Annotated in this window: 15 protein-coding genes; 2 read left to right on the top strand and 13 right to left on the bottom strand. The window is 68.0% G+C overall.

Annotation, left to right across the window (positions count from 1 at the left end):
- Window positions 1-185: 185 nt before the first annotated feature.
- Complete coding sequence (locus tag AC5L3C_RS25400; protein WP_493651048.1) at window positions 186-485, bottom strand: hypothetical protein; 300 nt, start codon at window positions 483-485, stop codon at window positions 186-188.
- 322 nt (window positions 486-807) lie between these two features.
- The gene (locus AC5L3C_RS25395; RefSeq protein WP_493651046.1) at window positions 808-1,365 is read right to left on the bottom strand and encodes an ATP-binding protein; all 558 of its coding nucleotides are present in this window, start codon (window positions 1,363-1,365) and stop codon (window positions 808-810) included.
- Window positions 1,366-1,575: 210 nt separating this feature from the next.
- On the opposite strand from AC5L3C_RS25395, the gene AC5L3C_RS25390 reads away from it, so the two are divergent.
- A complete protein-coding gene (locus AC5L3C_RS25390; RefSeq protein ID WP_493651045.1) occupies window positions 1,576-2,949 on the top strand; it encodes an NsdA family TPR-like regulatory protein in 1,374 nt (457 codons plus the stop codon).
- Between the two features lie 3 nt (window positions 2,950-2,952).
- On the opposite strand, the gene AC5L3C_RS25385 is transcribed toward AC5L3C_RS25390, so the two are convergent.
- Window positions 2,953-3,867, bottom strand: a complete 915-nt coding sequence (locus AC5L3C_RS25385) for an aminoglycoside phosphotransferase family protein (RefSeq protein ID WP_493651044.1) — start codon at window positions 3,865-3,867, stop codon at window positions 2,953-2,955.
- Between the two features lie 1,852 nt (window positions 3,868-5,719).
- On the opposite strand from AC5L3C_RS25385, the gene AC5L3C_RS25380 reads away from it, so the two are divergent.
- The gene (locus tag AC5L3C_RS25380; protein ID WP_411573094.1) at window positions 5,720-6,334 is read left to right on the top strand and encodes a molybdopterin-dependent oxidoreductase; all 615 of its coding nucleotides are present in this window, start codon (window positions 5,720-5,722) and stop codon (window positions 6,332-6,334) included.
- 335 nt (window positions 6,335-6,669) lie between these two features.
- On the opposite strand, the gene AC5L3C_RS25375 is transcribed toward AC5L3C_RS25380, so the two are convergent.
- From AC5L3C_RS25375 to folC, 10 genes are all read right to left on the bottom strand, one after another.
- On the bottom strand, window positions 6,670-8,628 hold the full coding sequence (locus AC5L3C_RS25375; RefSeq protein WP_493651043.1) for a TIGR03960 family B12-binding radical SAM protein: 1,959 nt from the start codon (window positions 8,626-8,628) through the stop codon (window positions 6,670-6,672).
- A gap of 72 nt (window positions 8,629-8,700) precedes the next feature.
- Complete coding sequence (locus AC5L3C_RS25370; RefSeq protein ID WP_493651042.1) at window positions 8,701-10,257, bottom strand: CYTH and CHAD domain-containing protein; 1,557 nt, start codon at window positions 10,255-10,257, stop codon at window positions 8,701-8,703.
- Between the two features lie 86 nt (window positions 10,258-10,343).
- Window positions 10,344-11,546: a rod shape-determining protein RodA gene (gene rodA, locus AC5L3C_RS25365; protein ID WP_125506515.1), complete on the bottom strand. Its 1,203-nt coding sequence runs from the start codon at window positions 11,544-11,546 to the stop codon at window positions 10,344-10,346.
- Entirely contained in the window at window positions 11,543-13,915 is a 2,373-nt protein-coding gene (mrdA, locus tag AC5L3C_RS25360) for a penicillin-binding protein 2 (RefSeq protein ID WP_493651040.1), read from the bottom strand. Before mrdA ends, rodA begins: the two co-directional genes overlap by 4 nt.
- Window positions 13,916-14,027: 112 nt before the next feature.
- Window positions 14,028-14,696, bottom strand: a complete 669-nt coding sequence (gene mreD, locus AC5L3C_RS25355) for a rod shape-determining protein MreD (RefSeq protein ID WP_493651039.1) — start codon at window positions 14,694-14,696, stop codon at window positions 14,028-14,030.
- A gap of 14 nt (window positions 14,697-14,710) precedes the next feature.
- A complete protein-coding gene (gene mreC, locus AC5L3C_RS25350; protein ID WP_493651037.1) occupies window positions 14,711-15,652 on the bottom strand; it encodes a rod shape-determining protein MreC in 942 nt (313 codons plus the stop codon).
- Between the two features lie 170 nt (window positions 15,653-15,822).
- Complete coding sequence (locus tag AC5L3C_RS25345; RefSeq protein WP_004001297.1) at window positions 15,823-16,842, bottom strand: rod shape-determining protein; 1,020 nt, start codon at window positions 16,840-16,842, stop codon at window positions 15,823-15,825.
- Between the two features lie 327 nt (window positions 16,843-17,169).
- Window positions 17,170-17,583 (bottom strand): nucleoside-diphosphate kinase, encoded by a 414-nt coding sequence (ndk, locus tag AC5L3C_RS25340; RefSeq protein ID WP_493651035.1) that lies wholly within the window; start codon window positions 17,581-17,583, stop codon window positions 17,170-17,172.
- 215 nt (window positions 17,584-17,798) lie between these two features.
- Complete coding sequence (locus AC5L3C_RS25335) at window positions 17,799-18,137, bottom strand: DUF4233 domain-containing protein (RefSeq protein WP_493651034.1); 339 nt, start codon at window positions 18,135-18,137, stop codon at window positions 17,799-17,801.
- A gap of 6 nt (window positions 18,138-18,143) precedes the next feature.
- A complete protein-coding gene (gene folC / locus AC5L3C_RS25330) occupies window positions 18,144-19,664 on the bottom strand; it encodes a bifunctional tetrahydrofolate synthase/dihydrofolate synthase (protein WP_493651032.1) in 1,521 nt (506 codons plus the stop codon).
- Window positions 19,665-19,671: the final 7 nt, after the last annotated feature.

Raw genomic sequence — 19,671 nt, 5'->3', positions numbered from 1 at the left:
CTCCCATGGGGCGAGCCTCGAAGAACAGGGGGCCCATCGGGCATATACGCGGGCAGGGCCAGTGCCTGCCCGATTCGCCGGGCCAGCGTAGGGCCCCCTGTTCACTCGCCCCATGGCAGCTACCGCCCAAAGTCTCTCCGGCAGGCGACGTGCCCACGCGCGCCACTCACCGGCGCAAGGGCCCCTCATAGCGCACCGCCGCTACCGTCTGCGAGCCCTTCCAGGAGCCGGGCAAGCTGCTCTGTCGCTTCCGGCCGGCCCGCCAGCCGTACGACCCCGCGCCCCTCCCCGTCCGTTGAGGCGACCGCCCGTGCGACGGACAGCTCGACGCCAACCCCGAGGAGGGCGCGGTTCAGCCGGTCGGCAGCCTCACGCGCCGTACGCCAGCCCGCCACGTAGTCGACTCCCGGCATCCACAGGCCGCAGTCGTCCCCTGCAACGTCATCAAGACCGTCACTCAGCCAGCTCTCACCCGAGCCAGTCACCTTGCCCACCTCTGTCCCGATCCAGGTAACGAGTCGTCATATCTCTTGGGACCGGGGAAAACACGCAGCACGGCGGCCCCGGTACCATCAGGCACCGGGAACCGCCGCGTTCCCAGCCGGGCCACCCTTCGCTTTCCAGGGCTGATGGGGTGGCCCGGTCTCGGTTTGTGGTTGTCAGGCGCGGCCCTCCGGCCGGGAGGGGAGCTGCCGGAAGTCCGGAGGAGCCGCGCCCTGGCCGGAGGGGTCAAGCTCCGGCCGGTTACCAGACCGCCGCCGCTCCCGATCGCGAAGGAGCGAAACCAAGGCGGTGGCCCGGAGACCATCAGTGCGGTACGGGCTCCTTCTCGCCATTCAGATCGAAGCGGGCCCAGACCGTCTTTCCGCCTCGTTCCTCCGGCGTCCACCAGACGGCCGCCGCCAGGCGCTGAGCGATCAGCAGACCTCGACCGCTGTCGGGCAGCACCGCTTCAGGCAACTCTCCGAGCAGTCCAGAGGAGAACACCTCTCCCGCCGGGAGCAGTGGAGGAGTCGAGTCTTCGTCGGCGACACCGATGAACAGCCACTTCGGCCACAGCTTGAAGATCAGATCGATGCGCCGACAGCCACCGGGGGTGGACAGATGCCGGTCCGGCACAGCGTGATTCACGACGTTGCCGACCAGTTCCGAGACAACCAGCCGAGCATCGTCCAGCACCGCACCGGCGCCCGCACCCCGGAGGAACACGGACGTCATGTAGCGCGCCACCCGCGCCGTGTCACTGAACTCGGCGAACAGCGTCAACGACAGGAAATGCCCGTCCGAGTACGGCTCCGGCGTCGCGAACCAGTGCGCGTACGCGTCCAGCTCACCCGCCAGCCGCTCGCTCTTCCCCGCATCCATCACTTCCCCTTCCGAGGCCCCGCGGCACTCATGGCACCGATTGCTTCACGCACGCCAGTACACGGCGAAGCAGGCGCGACCGGGAGCGTTCACCAGGGGGTTCACGTGAACACCGGCAAAGGCAAAGGGGGTTCACCAATGAACCCCCCAAGGCTGACACTGCTGTGACACGATGAACACTCGCCGTCATTCTCGGGTTGGCAGGGGAGCATGAGCCGAGAGCCGAACGCGCAGTTGATCGCCGTCATGGAGCAGGCCAAGGTCTCGAACAAGGGCCTTGCGAAGCGCATGAAGGACACCGCCGCCGCACGCGGCATCAACCTTGGAACCACTCACGTCTCAGTGCAGCGATGGCGAGACGGCGCGGGCATCCAGCCCCAGACAGCCGCGATCATGGCCGACGTACTGAGCACCAAACTCGGCCGCCACATCACGCCCGGCGATCTCGGGTTCTCCGACCACGCGCAGCCCACCGCCCCACAACCAGTCGGCTACCCGAGCACCGTTCCCGAAGTGCTCTCCACGCTGAGCAGCCTTGCGGACGAGACCGTGAGAACCCCCGTCGACGACCGGCTGACCGTTGCGGACGGTGACCTCAGCTCCGCAGTCCTCTCATGGATGATCGCTCGCCCCGACGGCATCCAAGCCGACCGTGCCGGACGCCAACGGGTCGGCATGCGCGACGTACGCGCGATCAGGGACGCCGCAGGCATGTTCATGCAACTCGACTTCAAGTACGGCGGAGGCCACGGCCACAAGGCATTACGCCACTACTTCCGCCACGAAGTCCTGCCCCTGCTGGACGCCAGTTACAGCGAGAAGGTGGGCACCGCCCTATTCGGCGCCGCCGCAGAGGTCTCCCAGCTCCTGGCGTGGACCGCGTACGACACCGGGAACCACCGACTCGCCCACCGCTACCTGTCGTCCACCCTCCGTCTGACCCAAGTGATCGACGACCGCATGTTCGGTGCCCGAATCCTCGGCAACCTCAGCCACCAGGCCAACTACCTCGGCAACCACGCCCAAGCCATCCAGCTCGCCCGCGCCGCCGTCGAGGGTGCCAAGGGCCGAGCTACCCCACGCGCCATGTCCAACTACTGGGCCATGGAGGCCCGCGCCCTCTCCAACGCAGGCGAGAAGGCCGGCGCGGCCCGCGCGATGAACGAAGCAGAACGCCACTTCGAACGGACCGACAGCGCAGACGATCCGGCATGGCTGAGCTACTTCGACGAGGCGGAGCTCACGGGCGAGTTCTGCCACTGTTTCCGTGACCTGCGGATGCGTCGTGAAGCCGTGGAGCAGGCACAGCGCGCCGTCGACAGCACCGACCCGGCATACGCTCGCACCCTCGGGTTCTGCCGCATGGTGCTCGCCCAGAGCCAGCTCATAAACGGCGACTTGGAAGCCGCGGTCACCACCGCGAGTCTCGCAGTCGAGGGCGGAGACTCCCTTCAGTCCTCCCGCTTCCAGCGCTACGTGACCGACTTCCAGGCCGAGGTGAGCACACACGCGGCCCACCCCGCCGTAGTCGCGTTCAACGAGAAGGTGACCGAGGCACTGGCCCGTCTGGACGACGACGAGTAGCGGCTACCACGGCCGCCAGTCCCGAGGCGCGTCATCATTACGCAGGGCCGAGATGCGCCGGCGGTACTCAGCAGCCGTCCTCTCGTCCTCCCGCACGTTCTGCATGAGCCACGTCGTCATGCCGAACTCTTGAAGCCGACGCAGCGTGTCGTACCCCGGCCAGTCGTACAGGTCCCGCCCATAAGCCCGTACGAAGTCGGCGTACTGCTCGTCCGTCTGCCACCCAAGGCTGTGGTGCTCCGTGGCGGTGACCATCAGGTCCCACTCCGGGTGATCGAAGCAGAACGCCTCAAAGTCGATCAAGATGACTTGCCCCTGATCGTCCACCATGAGGTTCTGCACGTGCGCGTCACCGTGAACGGGCCCCTTGGAAGTCTCGAAGCTCAGCTCTTCGAACTGATCACGCAACTCACGCCAGCGCTTCCACAGGAAGACCCGATCATCCTCCGGAATCGGAGCCCGACTGATCCGCAGCTCCTGCTTACCGAAGGGATCAAACGAGGGAAACTCCACCCCGGCCGGCAACGTCATCGAGTGCAGATCCCGAAGGATGCCGCCCAACTCCCCGTATGTCGCCTTACGGTCACCCTCACGGATGAGATGCCAGAAGGTCACCGGGTGTCCGTCGACCAAGAACGGCTGCTCAAGGTCATCGAGGATGCGCGCCCCGGGGAAGCCCTCATCAGCCAACCACCGCGACACGGCCACCTCGATACGTGCTTTGGGTAGCCACTCCTCTCCCCGTGCCACACGCGCGACCACGGGCACCGACGCCAGACGGAACAGAGCGTTCTCCCCGAACCGGATCAGCTCTGCGCCCCTGTCATCCAACCCGGCTACTCGGCACGCGGTACTCATCACGCGCGCAGCCCTCTCGGACGTGAACCCCTCTTCCGACCGAGCAGCGTCAACCGCCATGCCCGTACCAGCTCCCCTAGTCGCGCGATCAACCGACGCACTCCTACGGGTGACCAACCCGTCGCACGTCGCACTGCGACGGTATCGGGGAAACGACGCGCCACGCGACGGCGTGACTACCGAAGGGGATTCGACGATGAGGCATCCCACCCTCTTCACATGCTTCCGCCCCGGAACGCCGGCGCCCTCAGTCGTCTTCGGTCAGGCGGGTCAAGAGCCAGCTCGTGAGAGCGCGAGCCGCTCCTGCGCAGACGCCTCCCACTGCTGCGGTTGCGAGCTTCCAGCGAGACTTGGGCTTGCACTCGACCTGGTCATCAGTGGGAGGGGAGGGACGCTTCGTGCTACGGCTTGCCATCTGGGATCGTCTCCGTGAATCAGGTGTTCTGACACCGGAAACGGTGCGTTCGGCGGTAGTGTCCAGCTAGTCGACGCGAGTTTCGCCCAGGTCACACCCGGACAATAATCATTGTTCGGGGGAACAAGACCTCAATGTTCAGCGGACGAGAGACAGGGGCGGGGCGTGGGGGGCAGGGGTAGGCCGGGGCGTGGATGGGGCTCTCTGCGAGGCACCAGCCAAGAGATCAATGATCTTGCTTGCTTACTGAGGGACATCATCGACGCCAAGGGAGTGGGGCTTCGCCAAGTGAGGACGCTACTCACTCCAGATCACTTCACAACCGGCGTCGTGCCGCCACTCAGCACACTTTCCGAACGTTTGAGCGGCAAGGGGTTGGACTGGGCCTTAGTTGAAGCGATCATCGATGTATGTGCGGATGAGAGGGTTGCGGCACGGCGCACATCACAAGCCAAACGTCTTTGGGACCGGCACAGACACTCACCGACTCCGCCACACAGCGAGCCTGTAGCGCCAGCCCGCAAGAGCACTGCCACAACCGACCCAGTCGTGGCAGCGCAACAACAGACCATCGAGGCCCAGGCCGATTTGGTCCAAGCAGTCAAAGCGCGCGCAGCGAGTGAGCAAGCGCTAACCAACAGTACTCAACTGGTTAGCGTCCTCCTTGTAATGATCGGTCGACTAAGCGAACAAATCACCCAACTTGAACGCGCCAATAAGCCAAGCGACAAAATCCGCACGAGGCTGGCTGCAACCCGCACCCACCTAACCCAAGCGCAGATCGAGATGAACCGCGCCGAAACGGAACGCCAGCAGGCACTATTAATGGTTCGACAAACAGACGACCGAGTGGCCGAGCTAAGGATGGTCCTTCAGAAAGTCAACTTGCAAGACACGCCTACAGATGACGTAAACATCGATGTATGGGCGATGACCGAGTTGATAGAGCGCGCATCCGTTCCTTCTGACGCAACATTCTTAAGAGACGTATCCTCCGCCCTGAGACGCGTACACGAAGCTATCAACGATTGCGTTCTCCTAATTCGCGAAGCACAACCTGCGGATCACACAAATTCACGCGAAACCCCATCGAATGATGCGCGCACATTCGGACTCAAAGCACCAGCATCTGTCCGCCCTACCACCCAGGCCCTAGGTCAGCACCGCAAAATAACAGGCCAACACATCTGGAACTCTAATGAATGGGCGAACCCATTTCCAGAGGTTGTACGCGCACTGAACCGCCTGCAAGAGAACGGCAAAAAATCCGAGCTAGACCTTCTCTTGCGTGACATGAGCCGACTGCCAATAAATGAACTCTCTGACGGCTTGATCGCCCTGCGCGAATCCGGGCACGAGTCGGCACTGAGGCAAGTGCTGAAATTCGTCGCCCAGAGAACTGGAGGCGAGGTGTTCGAGGCTGTCCTGGCGCTCCGTGCACGTCACTCCCCTCAGGACGCCGAGCGGTTAATTTGGGACTTCACTCAGAGACGAAATATTAGCGGCCACATTGACTACAGTATTATCTCTGCCCCGGACCAGAGGACGCGGAGCTCTTGGGGTGCTAAGCACTTCGGGCCGGTTCCCCGATTCAAGCCAGAACGTTGGGAATTTCGCATTTTTGGCGCCACGGCGATGCACGATATAACCTCATTCTCCTTGGATCAGTTTCAAAACTTGCCGAAATCTCAAGTCTCTGCCGACCTCCATTGTGTATCGAAGTGGACTTGGCCGGGCAATGTCTGGAGCGGCGTAAAAGCCTCTACTTTACTAGACCTAGTTCCGCCAGCCACTGATGTCACACACATTATGGTGTGGGCGGAGTACGGGTACAGTGCAAATCTGCGATTGAGCGACGTTCTATATGGCGATGCCATATTCGCTACACACAATCATGGAGAACGGCTGTCTTTGCCTCACGGCTTCCCCTTGCGACTCGTGGTGCCGCACCTGTACGGCTATAAAGGCCCCAAGTGGGTGCGTGGAATCGAATACATGACGTCGGACCGTCGCGGTTTCTGGGAAGAGCGCGGCTATCACAACATCGGTGAAGTTCAGTATGAGCAGCGCTACTCGTACGATGAGGGCCCCGATCAAGGGCCCCCGCTATAGACAAATGGGGACGATCGGCAGGAATCGCCAACGAGCCGAAAAGGCAATACCACAGTATCGACCGCGACACTATGACCTACCGGCTAGCCCGCAGATCACACCAGATGCCTTTCGAGAATGCTCGTGCGGCCGCCAGCTAAATCCACTCCACCTCGGACTGGATGCCCGCGTGAGCGCCAGCGGCCGGCAGAGGCGTTCGGGGAGCCTCTCGGGTCGCCTGCCGCGCCTGCACGGACCCGAGGGAACCGAGCACCACGGCCACCTCATCCTCTGTGGCATCCGCCACAGCCTCAGCGATGCGCCGCAGTGGCTCAGTCATCCCCCGCTCCCTCATTTCAGCTGGTCGGAGCCGACTTCTTGACCGTCAGCGGCAGCAACTTCTTGCCGCTGTCGCTCAGTTGTGGCCATGTGTCGAACTGAGGGCACACGCCGCAGTCGAAGCACGGGGTCCAGCGGCAGTCCTCGACCTCCGTCTCGTCGAGGGCGTCCTGCCAGTCCTCCCAGAGCCAGTCCTTGTCGAGGCCCGAGTCGAGGTGGTCCCAGGGCAGGACCTCCTCGTAGGTGCGCTCGCGGGTGGTGTACCAGTCGACGTCCACGCCGAACTCGGCCAGGGCCTTGTCCGCGCACGACATCCAGCGGTCGTAGGAGAAGTGCTCGCGCCAGCCGTCGAAGCGGCCGCCGTCCTCGTAGACCGCGCGGATCACCGCGCCGATGCGGCGGTCGCCGCGGGAGAGCAGGCCCTCGACGATGCCGGGCTTGCCGTCGTGGTAGCGGAAGCCGATGGAGCGGCCGTACTTCTTGTCGCCGCGGATCTTGTCGCGGAGCTTGCCGAGGCGTTCGTCGGTCTCCTCGGCGGAGAGCTGCGGGGCCCACTGGAAGGGGGTGTGGGGCTTGGGGACGAAACCGCCGATGGAGACCGTGCAGCGGATGTCGTTGGAGCCGGAGACCTCGCGGCCCTTGGCGATCACCCTGGTGGCCATGTCGGCGATCTGCAGGACGTCGTCGTCGGTCTCGGTGGGCAGGCCGCACATGAAGTACAGCTTCACCTGGCGCCAGCCGTTGCCGTAGGCGGTGGCGACGGTCCTGATCAGGTCGTCCTCGGAGACCATCTTGTTGATGACCTTGCGGATGCGCTCCGAGCCGCCCTCGGGGGCGAAGGTGAGGCCGGAGCGGCGGCCGTTGCGGGTCAGCTCGTTGGCCAGGTCGATGTTGAAGGCGTCGACGCGGGTGGAGGGGAGGGAGAGGCCGATCTTGTCCTCTTCGTAGCGGTCGGCCAGGCCCTTGGCGATGTCGCCGATCTCCGAGTGATCGGCGGAGGACAGCGAAAGGAGGCCGACCTCCTCGAAGCCGGTGGCCTGCAGGCCCTTGTCGACCATGTCGCCGATGCCCGTGATCGAACGCTCCCGTACCGGGCGGGTGATCATGCCGGCCTGGCAGAAGCGGCAGCCCCGGGTGCAGCCGCGGAAGATCTCCACGGACATGCGCTCGTGGACGGTCTCGGCGAGCGGGACGAGGGGCTGCTTGGGGTAGGGCCACTCGTCGAGGTCCATCACCGTGTGCTTGGACACGCGCCACGGGACGCCGGACCTGTTCGGTACGACGCGGGCGATACGGCCGTCGGGGAGGTACTCGACGTCGTAGAAGCCGGGGACGTAGACCCCCCCGGTCTTCGCCAGGCGGAAGAGGAGCTCCTCGCGGCCGCCGGGGCGGCCCTCCTCCTTCCAGGCGCGGATGATCCGCGTGACCTCGAGGACGGCCTGCTCGCCGTCGCCGATGACCGCGCAGTCGATGAAGTCGGCGATCGGCTCGGGGTTGAACGCGGCGTGGCCGCCGGCCATGACGATCGGGTCGTCCAGCGTGCGGTCCTTGGCCTCCAGGGGGATGCCGGCCAGGTCCAGGGCGGCGAGCATGTTGGTGTAGCCGAGCTCCGTGGAGAAGCTCAGGCCGAACACGTCGAAGTTCCGGACCGGGCGGTGGCTGTCGACGGTGAACTGCGGGACCCGGTGCTCGCGCATCAGCGCCTCGAGGTCCGGCCACACGCTGTAGGTGCGCTCGGCGAGGACGCCGTCCTGTTCGTTGAGGACCTCGTAGAGGATCATGACGCCCTGGTTGGGCAGTCCGACCTCGTAGGCGTCGGGGTACATGAGCGCCCAGCGGACGTCGCAGGAGTCCCAGTCCTTGACCGTGGAGTTGAGCTCTCCGCCGACGTACTGGATCGGCTTCTGCACATGCGGGAGCAGAGCTTCGAGCTGCGGAAACACGGATTTCACAGACTCGGCGGCTTCGGCAGGCATCTCGCGAACCTTTGTGTGCTGACAGGGGTGACCATTCAGCGTAACCCGGCCGGAGGGGTCCCCCGCACGCGCTCAGAGGGCGGTGCTTCTCCTGATCGAGGTCCAGGCCTCGGGCAGGGCGGCCTCGGCGGCCTGTGCGCGGTGCTCCTCGCGGCCGTACAGGACGCCGTAGGTGAAGGCGCTCTCCCCTGCCGCGTGGGCGACGGCGGCGAGCTCGCGCAGGGTCCGGCGGGCCATGACGCTGTCCTGGTGGTCGCCGAGCAGGCCCTGGAGGGACTTCATGGCGCCGACGAGTTCCTTCGCCGGTCCGCCGAGCGCGGGCACGGCGGCCTCGGCGGCGTAGCGGGTGCGCTTGGTCTTCTTGCGGGCCTCGTGCAGGGCGACGTCGCGGTCGGTGCCGGGTGGCAGGTCGAGGGCCCGGGTGACGAGGCCGGCGACCTTGCCGAAGTCCTTGCGTACGGCCTTGGTGAGGGTCTTCGCCGGGTCGGCCCCGGCCTTCTTGTGCAGCGGCGGGTCGGCGAGGAGGGCGTCCAGGGTGTCGAGGAGGGCGAGGTAGCGGCGGGAGTCGAGGATGCCGGTGATGCGGCCGTGGGCTCCGCTGTGCCGGGCCCGGGACCAGGCGTCGAGGCGGTCGGCGACCGGGCCGTGGACGAGAGAGTCGGGCAGTGCGCTGAGGGCGGCGCCGAGGCGTTCGGCGAGGACCTCCTGGTCGCGGTCCAGGCCGAGCTCCCCGGCCAGCCATTTCAGGTCGGCGGCGACGGGGCCGGTCGCCTCGGGGTCGAGGACGGTGCGGAAGGTGCGGAAGGTGCTGCGCAGACGGCGGGTGGCGACCCTCATGCGGTGGACGGAGTCGGGGACGTCCTGGCGTACGGCGGGGTCGAGCTCGACGAGGGCGTCGCGCTGGGCGCGGACGTAGGCGAGGACGTGGTCCGCGGCGGTGACGGGTTTCCCGTCGGGGCGTGACCGCCGTTTCTGCTTCGGGGCGGCTTCGGGGGCCGTGGCGGGTTCGGTGGCGGGGGGTGTGGTGGCGTCCGGGGCTGTCTCGGCGAGGGCCCGGGCCAGTTTGGAGGCCGACGCGGAGGGGCGTACGCCGGCCTTGCGCAGGCGTTTGTCGACCTTGTCGAGGAAGGCGGGGTCGCCGTCCTCGGCGAGTTCGACCTCGATCTCGGTCCACCGGGCGGTGCCGCCCTCGCCGGTGAGGCGCTGGGCGTGCACGGTGTCGACGCTGACCTCGGCGAGGAGCCGCCCGTCGGCGTCGAGAAGGTGGCGTACGGTGCGGTCGGAGCGCAGCCGGACGACGGGCCGCAGTGCGCGGTCGCGGACGCGGGAGCGGACCAGGGCGGCGAGCTCGTCGGGGAGGGTGTCGGAGAGCGGGGCGCGGATCTCGTCGCGTACGCCGGGGGCGACGGGGAACTTCAGGTGCCAGCCGGCGTCGGAGCCGCCGGTGCGGCGGCGCAGGGTGACGGCGGAGCGGGCGAGGCGCTGGTCGGCGGTGTCGTGGTAGGTGGCGTCGAGGTGGGTGACGCCGCGGTCGCGGACGGTCGCGACGCCGGGGACGCGGGTGAGGTCGGGCAGTTCGCCGCCGTCCGACTCGTACTTCCGCTCGATCTCGCGCTGTGTGTCCGCCATGCATCGAATCTAGTCGCCCCGGGTGCGGAGCGGCAGTGGGCCGCTCCGCACCGGTGACGTGCGCTCCGGAGGTGGCGGGCGGGTGGCTACGCGGACATCGGGCGTTGGATGCGGATCGACTGGAGCAGGCCGACCGCCAGCCAGACGGCGAACATGGACGAGCCGCCGTAGGACACGAACGGCAGGGGCAGTCCGGTGACCGGCATGATGCCGAGGGTCATGCCGATGTTCTCGAACGTCTGGAAGGCGAACCAGGCGACGATGCCGGCGGCGACGATCGTGCCGTACAGGTCGGTGGTGTCGCGGGCGATGCGGCAGGCGCGCCAGAGGATGATGCCGAGCAGGCCTATGATCAGCGCGCCGCCGACGAAGCCGAGTTCCTCCCCGGCGACGGTGAAGACGAAGTCGGTCTGCTGCTCGGGCACGAACTGGCCGGTGGTCTGGGAGCCGTGGAAGAGGCCGGAGCCGGTCAGTCCGCCGGAGCCGATGGCGATGCGGGCCTGGTTGGTGTTGTAGCCGACGCCTGCGGGGTCGAGTTCGGGGTTGGCGAAGGCGGCGAACCGGTTGATCTGGTACTCGTCGAGGACGCCGAGCTGCCAGACGGTGACCGCGCCGGCGGCGCCGGCGGCGAGCAGGCCGAAGATCCAGCGGTTGGAGGCGCCGGAGGCGAGCAGTACGCCGAGCACGATGACAACCATGACCATGACCGACCCGAGGTCGGGCATGAGCATCACGATCAGGATGGGGACGAGGGCGAGTCCGAGTGCCTGGAGGACCGTGCGGTGGTCGGGGTAGGGCTTGTCGCCGGCGTCGACCCGGGCGGCGAGCAGCATCGCCATGCCCAGGATGATCGTGACCTTCACGAACTCGGAGGGCTGGAGGGAGAAGCCGCCGGGGAGTTTGATCCAGGAGTGGGCGCCGTTGATGGTGGAGCCCAGCGGGGTGAGTACCAGCAGGATCAGGAAGACCGAGGCGCCGTACAGCAGGGGCACGGCCGTGCGCAGGGCGCGGTGGCCGAGCCAGAGGGCGCCGATCATCAGGGCGAGTCCGATGCCGGTGTTGAGCCAGTGCCGGACCAGGAAGTAGTAGGGGTCGCCCTGGTTGAGCTCGGTGCGGTTGCGGGTGGCCGAGTAGACCAGGAGCGAGCCCAGCAGGGACAGCAGGATCGCCGAGAGCAGTATCGGCCAGTCGAGGCGGCGGGCCAGGGAGTCGCGGGCGAAGATCCGGGTCCAGCCGGCCCGCTCGGGGCCGTATCCGGAGACGTGGAAGCTGTTGACGCCGCCGGTCATGATGCCGTCCCCCGGGTGCCGGACCGGCGGCGCCGGTGACGGATGCGGGCGCGGGCACGGGACCGCCCTTCAGCGCGGGGATGCCCGTCGCCGCGCGGCTGTCCGTCGCCCCCGCGGCGTCCGCCGCCCCGCCGTCGCTCGCGGCGGCGGGTGTCGCGGTTGGGGTTCTCCGGTGAGGCGACGGTGCTGGCCGGCGTGTCGGTGTCGCCGTCCTGCCCGGTGGTGGCGCTCGCGCCGGGCGAGGGGCTCGCGCGGTGCTCCTTGGCGGGGTCCTTGGGGAGCTTCGGGGACTTGATGGTGCCGTCGGTGCGGACCTCGGGGAGCTTCTTCTGGGGGGTGGGCAGCAGTGCCTTCTTCTTGTCGATCTCGCCGTCCGGGGAGACGCCGTACAGCGCGTTGTAGATGCTGCGCACGGCGGGGGCCGAGGCGCCGGAGCCCGTACCGCCCTGGGAGATCGTCATGACGATCGAGTAGTCCTTGGTGTAGGTGGCGAACCAGGACGTGGTCTGCTTGCCGTACACCTCGGCGGTACCGGTCTTGGCGTGCATCGGGATCTCGTCCTGCGGCCAGCCGCCGAACCGCCACGCGGCCGTACCGTGGGTGGCCACGCCGGCGAGGGCTCCGTCGATCTGGGAGAGGGTCTTCTTGCTGGTGGGCAGCTTGCCGTGGGCCTTGGGCTCGATCTCGGTGACCGTCTTGCCGTCGGGGCTGATGACGGCCTTGCCGATGGTGGGGTCGTACAGGGTGCCGCCGTTGGAGATGGCGGCGTAGATGGTGGCCATCTGGATGGGGGTGACGAGGGTGTCGCCTTGGCCGATGGAGTAGTTGACGGAGTCACCGGCGCGCAGCCGGTTGCCTTCGAGGCAGTTCTCGTAGGCGATGCGCTCGGCGTAGCTGCCGTCCTTCTTGCCGGTCTTGCACCAGGCGTCCTTGTTGGCCTGCCAGTAGTCCTTCTTCCACTGGCGGTCGGGGACGCGGCCGGTGACCTCGTTGGGCAGGTCGATGCCGGTCTTCTCACCGAGGCCGAACTGGTGGGCGGTCTTGTAGAACCAGTCGTTCGGCTTCTTCTTGGGCTTGTTGCCGCCGTCGCGCTTCCACTCCTCGTGGGAGAGCCGGTAGAAGACGGTGTCGCAGGAGACCTCCAGGGCGCGGCCGAGGCTGATGCCGCCGTAGCTCTGGGACTCGAAGTTCTTGAAGACCTGTCCGCCGATGGAGTACGAGCTGGAGCACTCGTAGGGGCCGTCGAAGGAGTAGCCGGCCTGTATGGCGGCGGCGGTCGGGATCACCTTGAAGATGGAGCCGGGTGCCGACAGGCCCTGGGTGGCGCGGTTGAGCAGCGGGTAGTTGGACTTCTTGCCGGTGAGGGCCGCGTAGTCCTTGGCGGAGATGCCGCCGACCCAGGCGTTGGGGTCGTAGGTGGGGTTGGAGGCCATGGCGACGATGCGGCCGGTCTTGGCCTCCATGACGACGACGGCTCCGGAGTCGGCCTCGTAGTTGCGGTTGGTGTTGCGGTCGTGGACCTTGCGGGCGTCTTTCATCGCCTCGTTCAGCTCGTACTCGGCGATGCGCTGGACGCGGGCGTCGATGCTGGTGACGAGGTTGGAGCCGGGCTCGGCGGGGTCGGACTCGGCCTGGCCGAGGACGCGGCCGAGCTTGTCGACCTCGTAGCGGGTGACGCCCGCCTTGCCGCGCAGCTGCTTGTCGTACTGCCGCTCGAGGCCGGAGCGGCCGACCATGTCGGAGCGCAGGTACGGCGAGTCGGTGTCCTGCGCCTTCTGGATCTCCTCGTCGGTGACGGGCGACAGATAGCCGAGGACCTGGGCGGTGTTGGCCTTGCCGGGGGCGGCGTAGCGGCGCACGGCCTGGGGTTCGGCGGTGATACCGGGGAAGTCCTCGGCGCGCTCGCGGATCTGCAGGGCCTGCTTGGGGGTGGCCTCGTCGGTGATGGGGATGGGCTGGTACGGCGAGCCGTTCCAGCAGGGCTGGGGGGTTTCGGCGTCGCAGAGGCGGACCTTCTCCTGAACCTCTTTCGGCTTCATGCCGAGGACGCCGGCGAGCTTGGTGAGGACGGCCTTGCCGTCGTCCTTCATCTTCAGCAGCTCGGTGCGGGAGGCGGAGACGACGAGCCGGGTCTCGTTGTCGGCGAGGGCCACTCCGCGGGCGTCGAGGATGGAGCCGCGGACGGCGGGCTGGACGACCTGCTGGACGTGGTTGCCGCTGGCCTCCTTGGCGTACTGGTCGCCCTCGCGGATCTGGAGGTACCACAGGCGCCCGCCGAGGGTGCCGAGGAGGGAGATGACGAGGACCTGGATGACGACGAGGCGGATCTGGACCCGCGGACTGCGGCCGGTCTCGGGGATGTTGGTCACGTGATGTCCTCCTCTCAGGGCGTGTGCGCGTGGGTGGGTACGAGGGATGAACGGCCGGGGCCGGTGCCGGCGTTCCCCCGTCGTTCACTCGTTGGGGTGAAGTTCCGCCAGGTCACAGGCGCTTGACCCCCTTGATGCGTCCGGCGCGGGCCACCCGGGCCCGGGCCGCCTTGACGCGCAGTCCGTTCTTCTGGCCGCCGATGCGCAGTCCGGTGCCGCCGGAGAGCCAGCCGGAGGAGATGTCGCCGGACTTGGCGGAGCCCGTCTCGGCGAGCGGGTCGTTCTCGGCGCGCCGCGCCAGGGCCATCACGCCGGGGACGACGAACGGCGCGAGCAGCAGGTCGTAGAGCGCGGCGGTGAACAGCAGCTTGCTCAGGCCCACGTGGCGGGCGGCGGTGTCGCCGACGAGGGCGCCGACACCGGCGTAGAGCAGGGTGGAGCCGACGGCGGCGGCGACGACCACGACCATGGGGCCGGTGGCGGACTTCACCTGGCCGCTCTCGGGTTTGACGAGTCCGGCGAGGTAGCCGATGACGCACAGCACGAGGGCGTAGCGGCCGGCGGCGTGGTCGGCGGGCGGGGCGAGGTCGACGAGGAGACCGGCGGCGAAGCCGACGAGGGCGCCGCCGACATGGCCGTAGACCAGGGCGAGGCCGAGGACGGTGAGCAGCAGCAGGTCGGGAACGGCGCCCGGGAGGTGGAGGCGGGCGAGGACGCTCACCTGGATCACCAGGGCGACGACGATCAGCGAGCTGGAGAGCAGGATCCGGTTGACGCGCATGGGGGTGTCAGCTCCTACTGCTCTTGCTGGTACTGGCCGCCGGCGGGGGCGGAGGGGGTGACCGTCACCGTGACGGTCGGGGTGGGCGTCGGCTTGGGCTTCTTGGGCAGCACCGTGTCGCGCGGATCCTTCTCCGGGGACTGGACGACGACGCCGACCACGTCGAGCTTGCTGAAGTTGACGTACGGCGTGACGTAGAGGGTGCGGGTGAGGTCGCCGCCGGAGGGGTCGACGCGGGAGACGACGCCGACGGGGACGCCGGGCACGAACGGCTTGTCGGCCTGGGAGCCGAAGGTGACCAGGCGGTCGCCCTTCTTGATCTCGGCCTTGCCGTTGAGCAGTTCGACGCGCAGCGGGCGGTCGCCCTGGCCGGAGGCGAAGCCGAGTTCGTCGCTGGCCTCCATGCGGGTGCCGACGGTGAAGTCGGGGTCGCTGGCGAGCAGCACCGTGGCGGAGTTCGGGCCGACGGTGGTGACGCGGCCGACGAGTCCGTCGCCGTTGAGTACGGTCATGTCGCGCTTGATGCCGTCGCTCGCGCCGACGTCGATGGTGATGGTCCAGGAGAAGCCCTGGGCCGCTCCTATGGCGATGACCTGGGCGCCCTTGATGCCGTACTGGCCCCGGCCGGAGATCTTCAGCAGCTTCTCGAGCTGGTCGAGGCGGCTGCGGTTGCGGTCGTCGCTGCCGAGCTCGGCCCTGAGCGCGGTGTTCTCCCGCTCCAGTTCGGCGAGCCGGTCGTGCCGGTCACCGGATTCGCGGACGGCGGTGACCGCGTTGCCGATCGGGTCGACCGCGCTGGACACGCCGTTCTCGATCGGGCCGAAGACGGTCGCCGCGGCCTGCCGGGCCCCGTCGACCGGCGAGTCCTCCCCGCCGCGGATGTCCACCGTGATCAGTGCGAACGCGATGGCGATCAGCAGCACCAGGAGCAGCCGGCTCTCTTTCGTGTCCCTCACGTGCGGCGGCCGTGCCTTCCTCGTCGAGAACGGGTATGAGGTGTCGTGTTGTTCAGGTGTGGGGGCGGCATGTCCGGTGCGGCCGGGCTCGTGGGGGAGCCGGGGCCGCTATGCCAGCGATCCGCCGTACGAGAGGGGAACGTCCCGTACGGCGGAGTCGGAGGCGCGGTTCATCTGCGGGGCTGGGCGTCCAGCACCTGCTGGAGCGCCTCGAACTCCTCCACGCACTTGCCGGAGCCGAGCGCCACGCTGTCCAGCGGGTCCTCGGCGATGTGGATCGGCATGCCCGTCTCCCGGCGCAGCCGCTCGTCGAGGCCGCGCAGCAGGGCGCCGCCGCCGGTCAGCACGATGCCCCGGTCCATGATGTCGCCGGAGAGCTCCGGCGGGCACTTGTCGAGGGTCGTCTTGACCGCGTCGACGATCGCGTTGACGGGTTCCTCGATCGCCTTGCGCACTTCGGCCGCGGAGATGACGACGGTCTTGGGCAGTCCGGACACCAGGTCCCGGCCGCGGATCTCGGTGTGCTCGTCGGAGTCGAGGTCGTACGCCGAACCGATCGTGATCTTGATCTGTTCGGCCGTCCGCTCACCCAGCAGGAGCGAGTACTCCTTCTTGATGTGCTGGATGATGGCGTTGTCCAGCTCGTCGCCCGCGACGCGGATGGACTGGGCGGTGACGATGCCGCCGAGGGAGATGACCGCGACCTCCGTGGTGCCGCCGCCGATGTCCACCACCATGTTGCCGGTGGCCTCGTGGACCGGCAGCCCGGAGCCGATGGCGGCGGCCATGGGCTCCTCGATGATGTGCACCTGGCGGGCGCCGGCCTGGGACGACGCCTCGATCACGGCGCGGCGCTCGACGCCGGTGATGCCCGAGGGGACGCACACGACGACGCGCGGCCGGGCCAGATACCGCCGCTTGTGGATCTTCAGGATGAAGTAGCGGAGCATCCGCTCGGTGATCTCGAAGTCGGCGATGACGCCGTCCTTCAGCGGGCGCACGGCAACGATGTTGCCGGGCGTGCGCCCGATCATCTTCTTCGCTTCGGCACCGACCGCGAGGATGCCACCGGTGTTGGTGTTGATCGCGACCACGGACGGCTCGTTGAGTACGATCCCGCGACCCCTGACGTACACCAGCGTGTTGGCGGTCCCGAGGTCGACAGCCATGTCACGGCCGATGAACGACATTGAGTTCCCCATCAGGATTCGTCTGGCCTTCCCACGAGCTTTTGAGGGCTTTTCAGGTTGGCGAGGTGGGTGCGGTGACGTGAAGGCTTCCATGGTAGACGCGCCTTCGCGAACACTGCGCGAGGGTCTTCGCCATTGTCATCAGATGGCGTGTCGCCCTGCTTGTGGAGACGGGCCATCGGGGGCATCCGTTCCCCCGAACGCCTCGCATATGCCAAAAAAGGTCCGGGGGCAAAGCCCCCAGACCATCCGGCACGCGGCATACGCCGCGTACACACCCGCGATGTGATCGTTATGCGCGGGATATGCGCGGCCGGCCGTACGAGGTCACGCGCGGCCCGGGAAGAAGATCTTCACCTCGCGCTCGGCGGACTCCTCGGAGTCGGAGGCGTGGATCAGGTTCTCCCGGACGATCACCCCGAAGTCGCCGCGGATCGACCCCGGCTCGGCGGCGATCGGGTCGGTGGGCCCCGCCAGCTTGCGCAGCCCCTCGATCACCCGCTCGCCCTCGACGATCATCGCGACGACCGGCCCGGACGCCATGAACTCCACAAGCGGCTCGTAGAACGGGCGGCCGACGTGCTCCGCGTAGTGCTGCTCCAGCGTGGCACGGTCCAGGGTGCGCAGCTCCAGCGCCGTGATCCTCCAGCCGGCCTTGCGCTCGATACGGCTGATGATCTCGCCGACCAGTGAGCGGCGGACGGCGTCCGGCTTCAGGAGGACGAGGGTGCGCTGGGTCATGGTGTGCGGCTCCTTGCAGGCCAGGAAATCGAATGACCTGAGGCTACCGGGTGGAACGGAGAAGACAGCACCCGGACCGGCCCGAAGGCCCCGCGGCGGCGGGGAGCACGATCAGCAATACGTCGAGCAAAAGGGAAAGCCGGGACCACCTCCGCGACGGCGGAGAGGGCCCTGGTGCCGAGCACAGTAAAGCAGCCGGTACCGACAACGCCCGGCTACGCCTGCTGCTGCGCCGCAAACCTCGCCTTGGCTTCGTCCACCTTTCGCCCGAAGTGCACCGAGGCCCACCACAGCAGGGCAAAGAGCGCACCCATGAAGTACATCATCGGGACGAAGATCCCGGAGGCGACGAGGGCGATCTGCAGCGCCCAGCCGAGGGCCACCCCGCCGGGCCGCGTGATCATCCCGCACAGGGCCACGCACAGGAACATCGCGACGCCGCACACCGTCCACACGGTGCCGGTGGACAGGTCCGCGTCCTTCATCGCGACCAGCCCGGCGAAACCGATGACGAAGAACTCACCGATCAGCGTCGAGGCGCAGAGCGTACGCACCGGTCCTCACCCCCTTCCCAGCAGCAGCCGGGCCTCGCCGACCGTGATGACGGAACCGGTGACGAGCACACCGCCGCCCGCGAACTCGCCCTCCTCCTCGGCCAGCGTGATCGCGGCCTCCAGCGCGTCCGGCAGCCGCGGCTCGACCTGGACGCGGTCCTCGCCGAACACCTCGACGGCGACGGCGGCCAGCGCGTCGGCGTCCATCGCGCGGTGGCTGGAGTTCTGCGTGACGACGACCTCGGCGAAGACCGGCTCGAACGCCTCCAGCAGCCCGCGCACGTTCTTGTCGCCGCTCGCGCCGACGACCCCGATGAGCCGGCTGAACTGGAACGCCTCCCCGACGGCGGCGGCCGCCGCCCGCGCGCCCGCCGGGTTGTGCGCGGCGTCCAGGACGACGGTCGGCGAGCGCCGTACGACCTCCAGCCGGCCCGGGGAGGCGACGGCGGCGAACGCCTTGCGCACCGTGTCGATGTCGAGCGGCTCGACGCGCTGCGCGCCGACGCCGAAGAACGCCTCCACTGCGGCGAGCGCCACAGCCGCGTTGTGCGCCTGGTGGGCGCCGTGCAGCGGGAGGTACACCTCGGGATACTCGCCGCCCAGCCCGCGCAGGGTCACCTGCTGGCCGCCCACCGCGACCTGCCGGGCGACGACGCCGAACTCCAGCCCCTCGCGGGCCACCGTCGCGTCGACCTCGACGGCCTTCTTCAGCAGCACCTGCGCGGCGTCCACCGGCTGCTGGGCCATGATCACCGTCGCGTCCCGCTTCACGATGCCGGCCTTCTCGGTGGCGATCTCCGCGGGGGTGGCACCCAGCCGGTCGGTGTGGTCGAGGTCTATCGGCGTCACCACGGCGACGCCGCCGTCGATCACGTTGGTCGCGTCCCAGCTGCCGCCCATCCCGACCTCGACGACCGCCACGTCCACGGGGGCGTCGGCGAAGGCGGCGTACGCCATGCCGGTGAGCACCTCGAAGAAGGACAGCCGGTACTCCTGCTGGGAGTCGACCATCTCGATGTACGGCTTGATGTCCCGGTAGGTCTCGATGAACCGCTCCGCGGAGACCGGCGCCCCGTCGAGGCTGATCCGCTCGGTGACCGACTGCACGTGCGGGGAGGTGTAGCGGCCGGTGCGCAGTTCGAACGCGCCGAGCAGCGCCTCGATCATGCGGGCGGTGGAGGTCTTGCCGTTGGTGCCGGTGATGTGGATCGACGGGTAGGCGCGCTGCGGCTCGCCCAGCACGTCCATCAGCGCGGAGATCCGGGCGACGGACGGCTCCAGCTTCGTCTCGCCCCAGCGGGTGGCGAGCTCCTCCTCGACCTCGCGCAGGGCCCGGTCGGTCTCGGGGTCCTCGGGCCGCGCGGGCACGTCCGCCTGCGGCGGGCCGCTCTGGGTGCGCAGGGTGCGGCTGCCGGCCTCGATCACCGCGAGATCGGGATCGCGGCGGGTCTCCTCCTCGACGAGCTCCGCGAACTCGTCAAAGGTGTCGTCCGGGTCGGGACCTGCTGATTCTGGGCGCTCGCTCACGGCCCCC

It is taken from the genome of Streptomyces speibonae, from assembly GCF_984686075.1.
Note: the sequence above shows the minus strand (reverse complement) of the source record. Positions and strands in the feature narration are given on the sequence as shown.

Bases quoted from the DNA above. Each gene is read 5' to 3' on its own strand.
- mreD (WP_493651039.1), bottom strand. From the start codon at position 14,696: ATGCGCGTCAACCGGATCCTGCTCTCCAGCTCGCTGATCGTCGTCGCC.
- AC5L3C_RS25345 (WP_004001297.1), bottom strand. From the start codon at position 16,842: ATGTCGTTCATCGGCCGTGACATGGCTGTCGACCTCGGGACCGCCAAC.
- AC5L3C_RS25375 (WP_493651043.1), bottom strand. From the start codon at position 8,628: ATGCCTGCCGAAGCCGCCGAGTCTGTGAAATCCGTGTTTCCGCAGCTC.
- ndk (WP_493651035.1), bottom strand. From the start codon at position 17,583: ATGACCCAGCGCACCCTCGTCCTCCTGAAGCCGGACGCCGTCCGCCGC.
- AC5L3C_RS25390 (WP_493651045.1), top strand. From the start codon at position 1,576: ATGAGCCGAGAGCCGAACGCGCAGTTGATCGCCGTCATGGAGCAGGCC.
- AC5L3C_RS25370 (WP_493651042.1), bottom strand. From the start codon at position 10,257: ATGGCGGACACACAGCGCGAGATCGAGCGGAAGTACGAGTCGGACGGC.
- AC5L3C_RS25385 (WP_493651044.1), bottom strand. From the start codon at position 3,867: ATGGCGGTTGACGCTGCTCGGTCGGAAGAGGGGTTCACGTCCGAGAGG.
- AC5L3C_RS25395 (WP_493651046.1), bottom strand. From the start codon at position 1,365: ATGGATGCGGGGAAGAGCGAGCGGCTGGCGGGTGAGCTGGACGCGTAC.
- rodA (WP_125506515.1), bottom strand. From the start codon at position 11,546: ATGACCGGCGGCGTCAACAGCTTCCACGTCTCCGGATACGGCCCCGAG.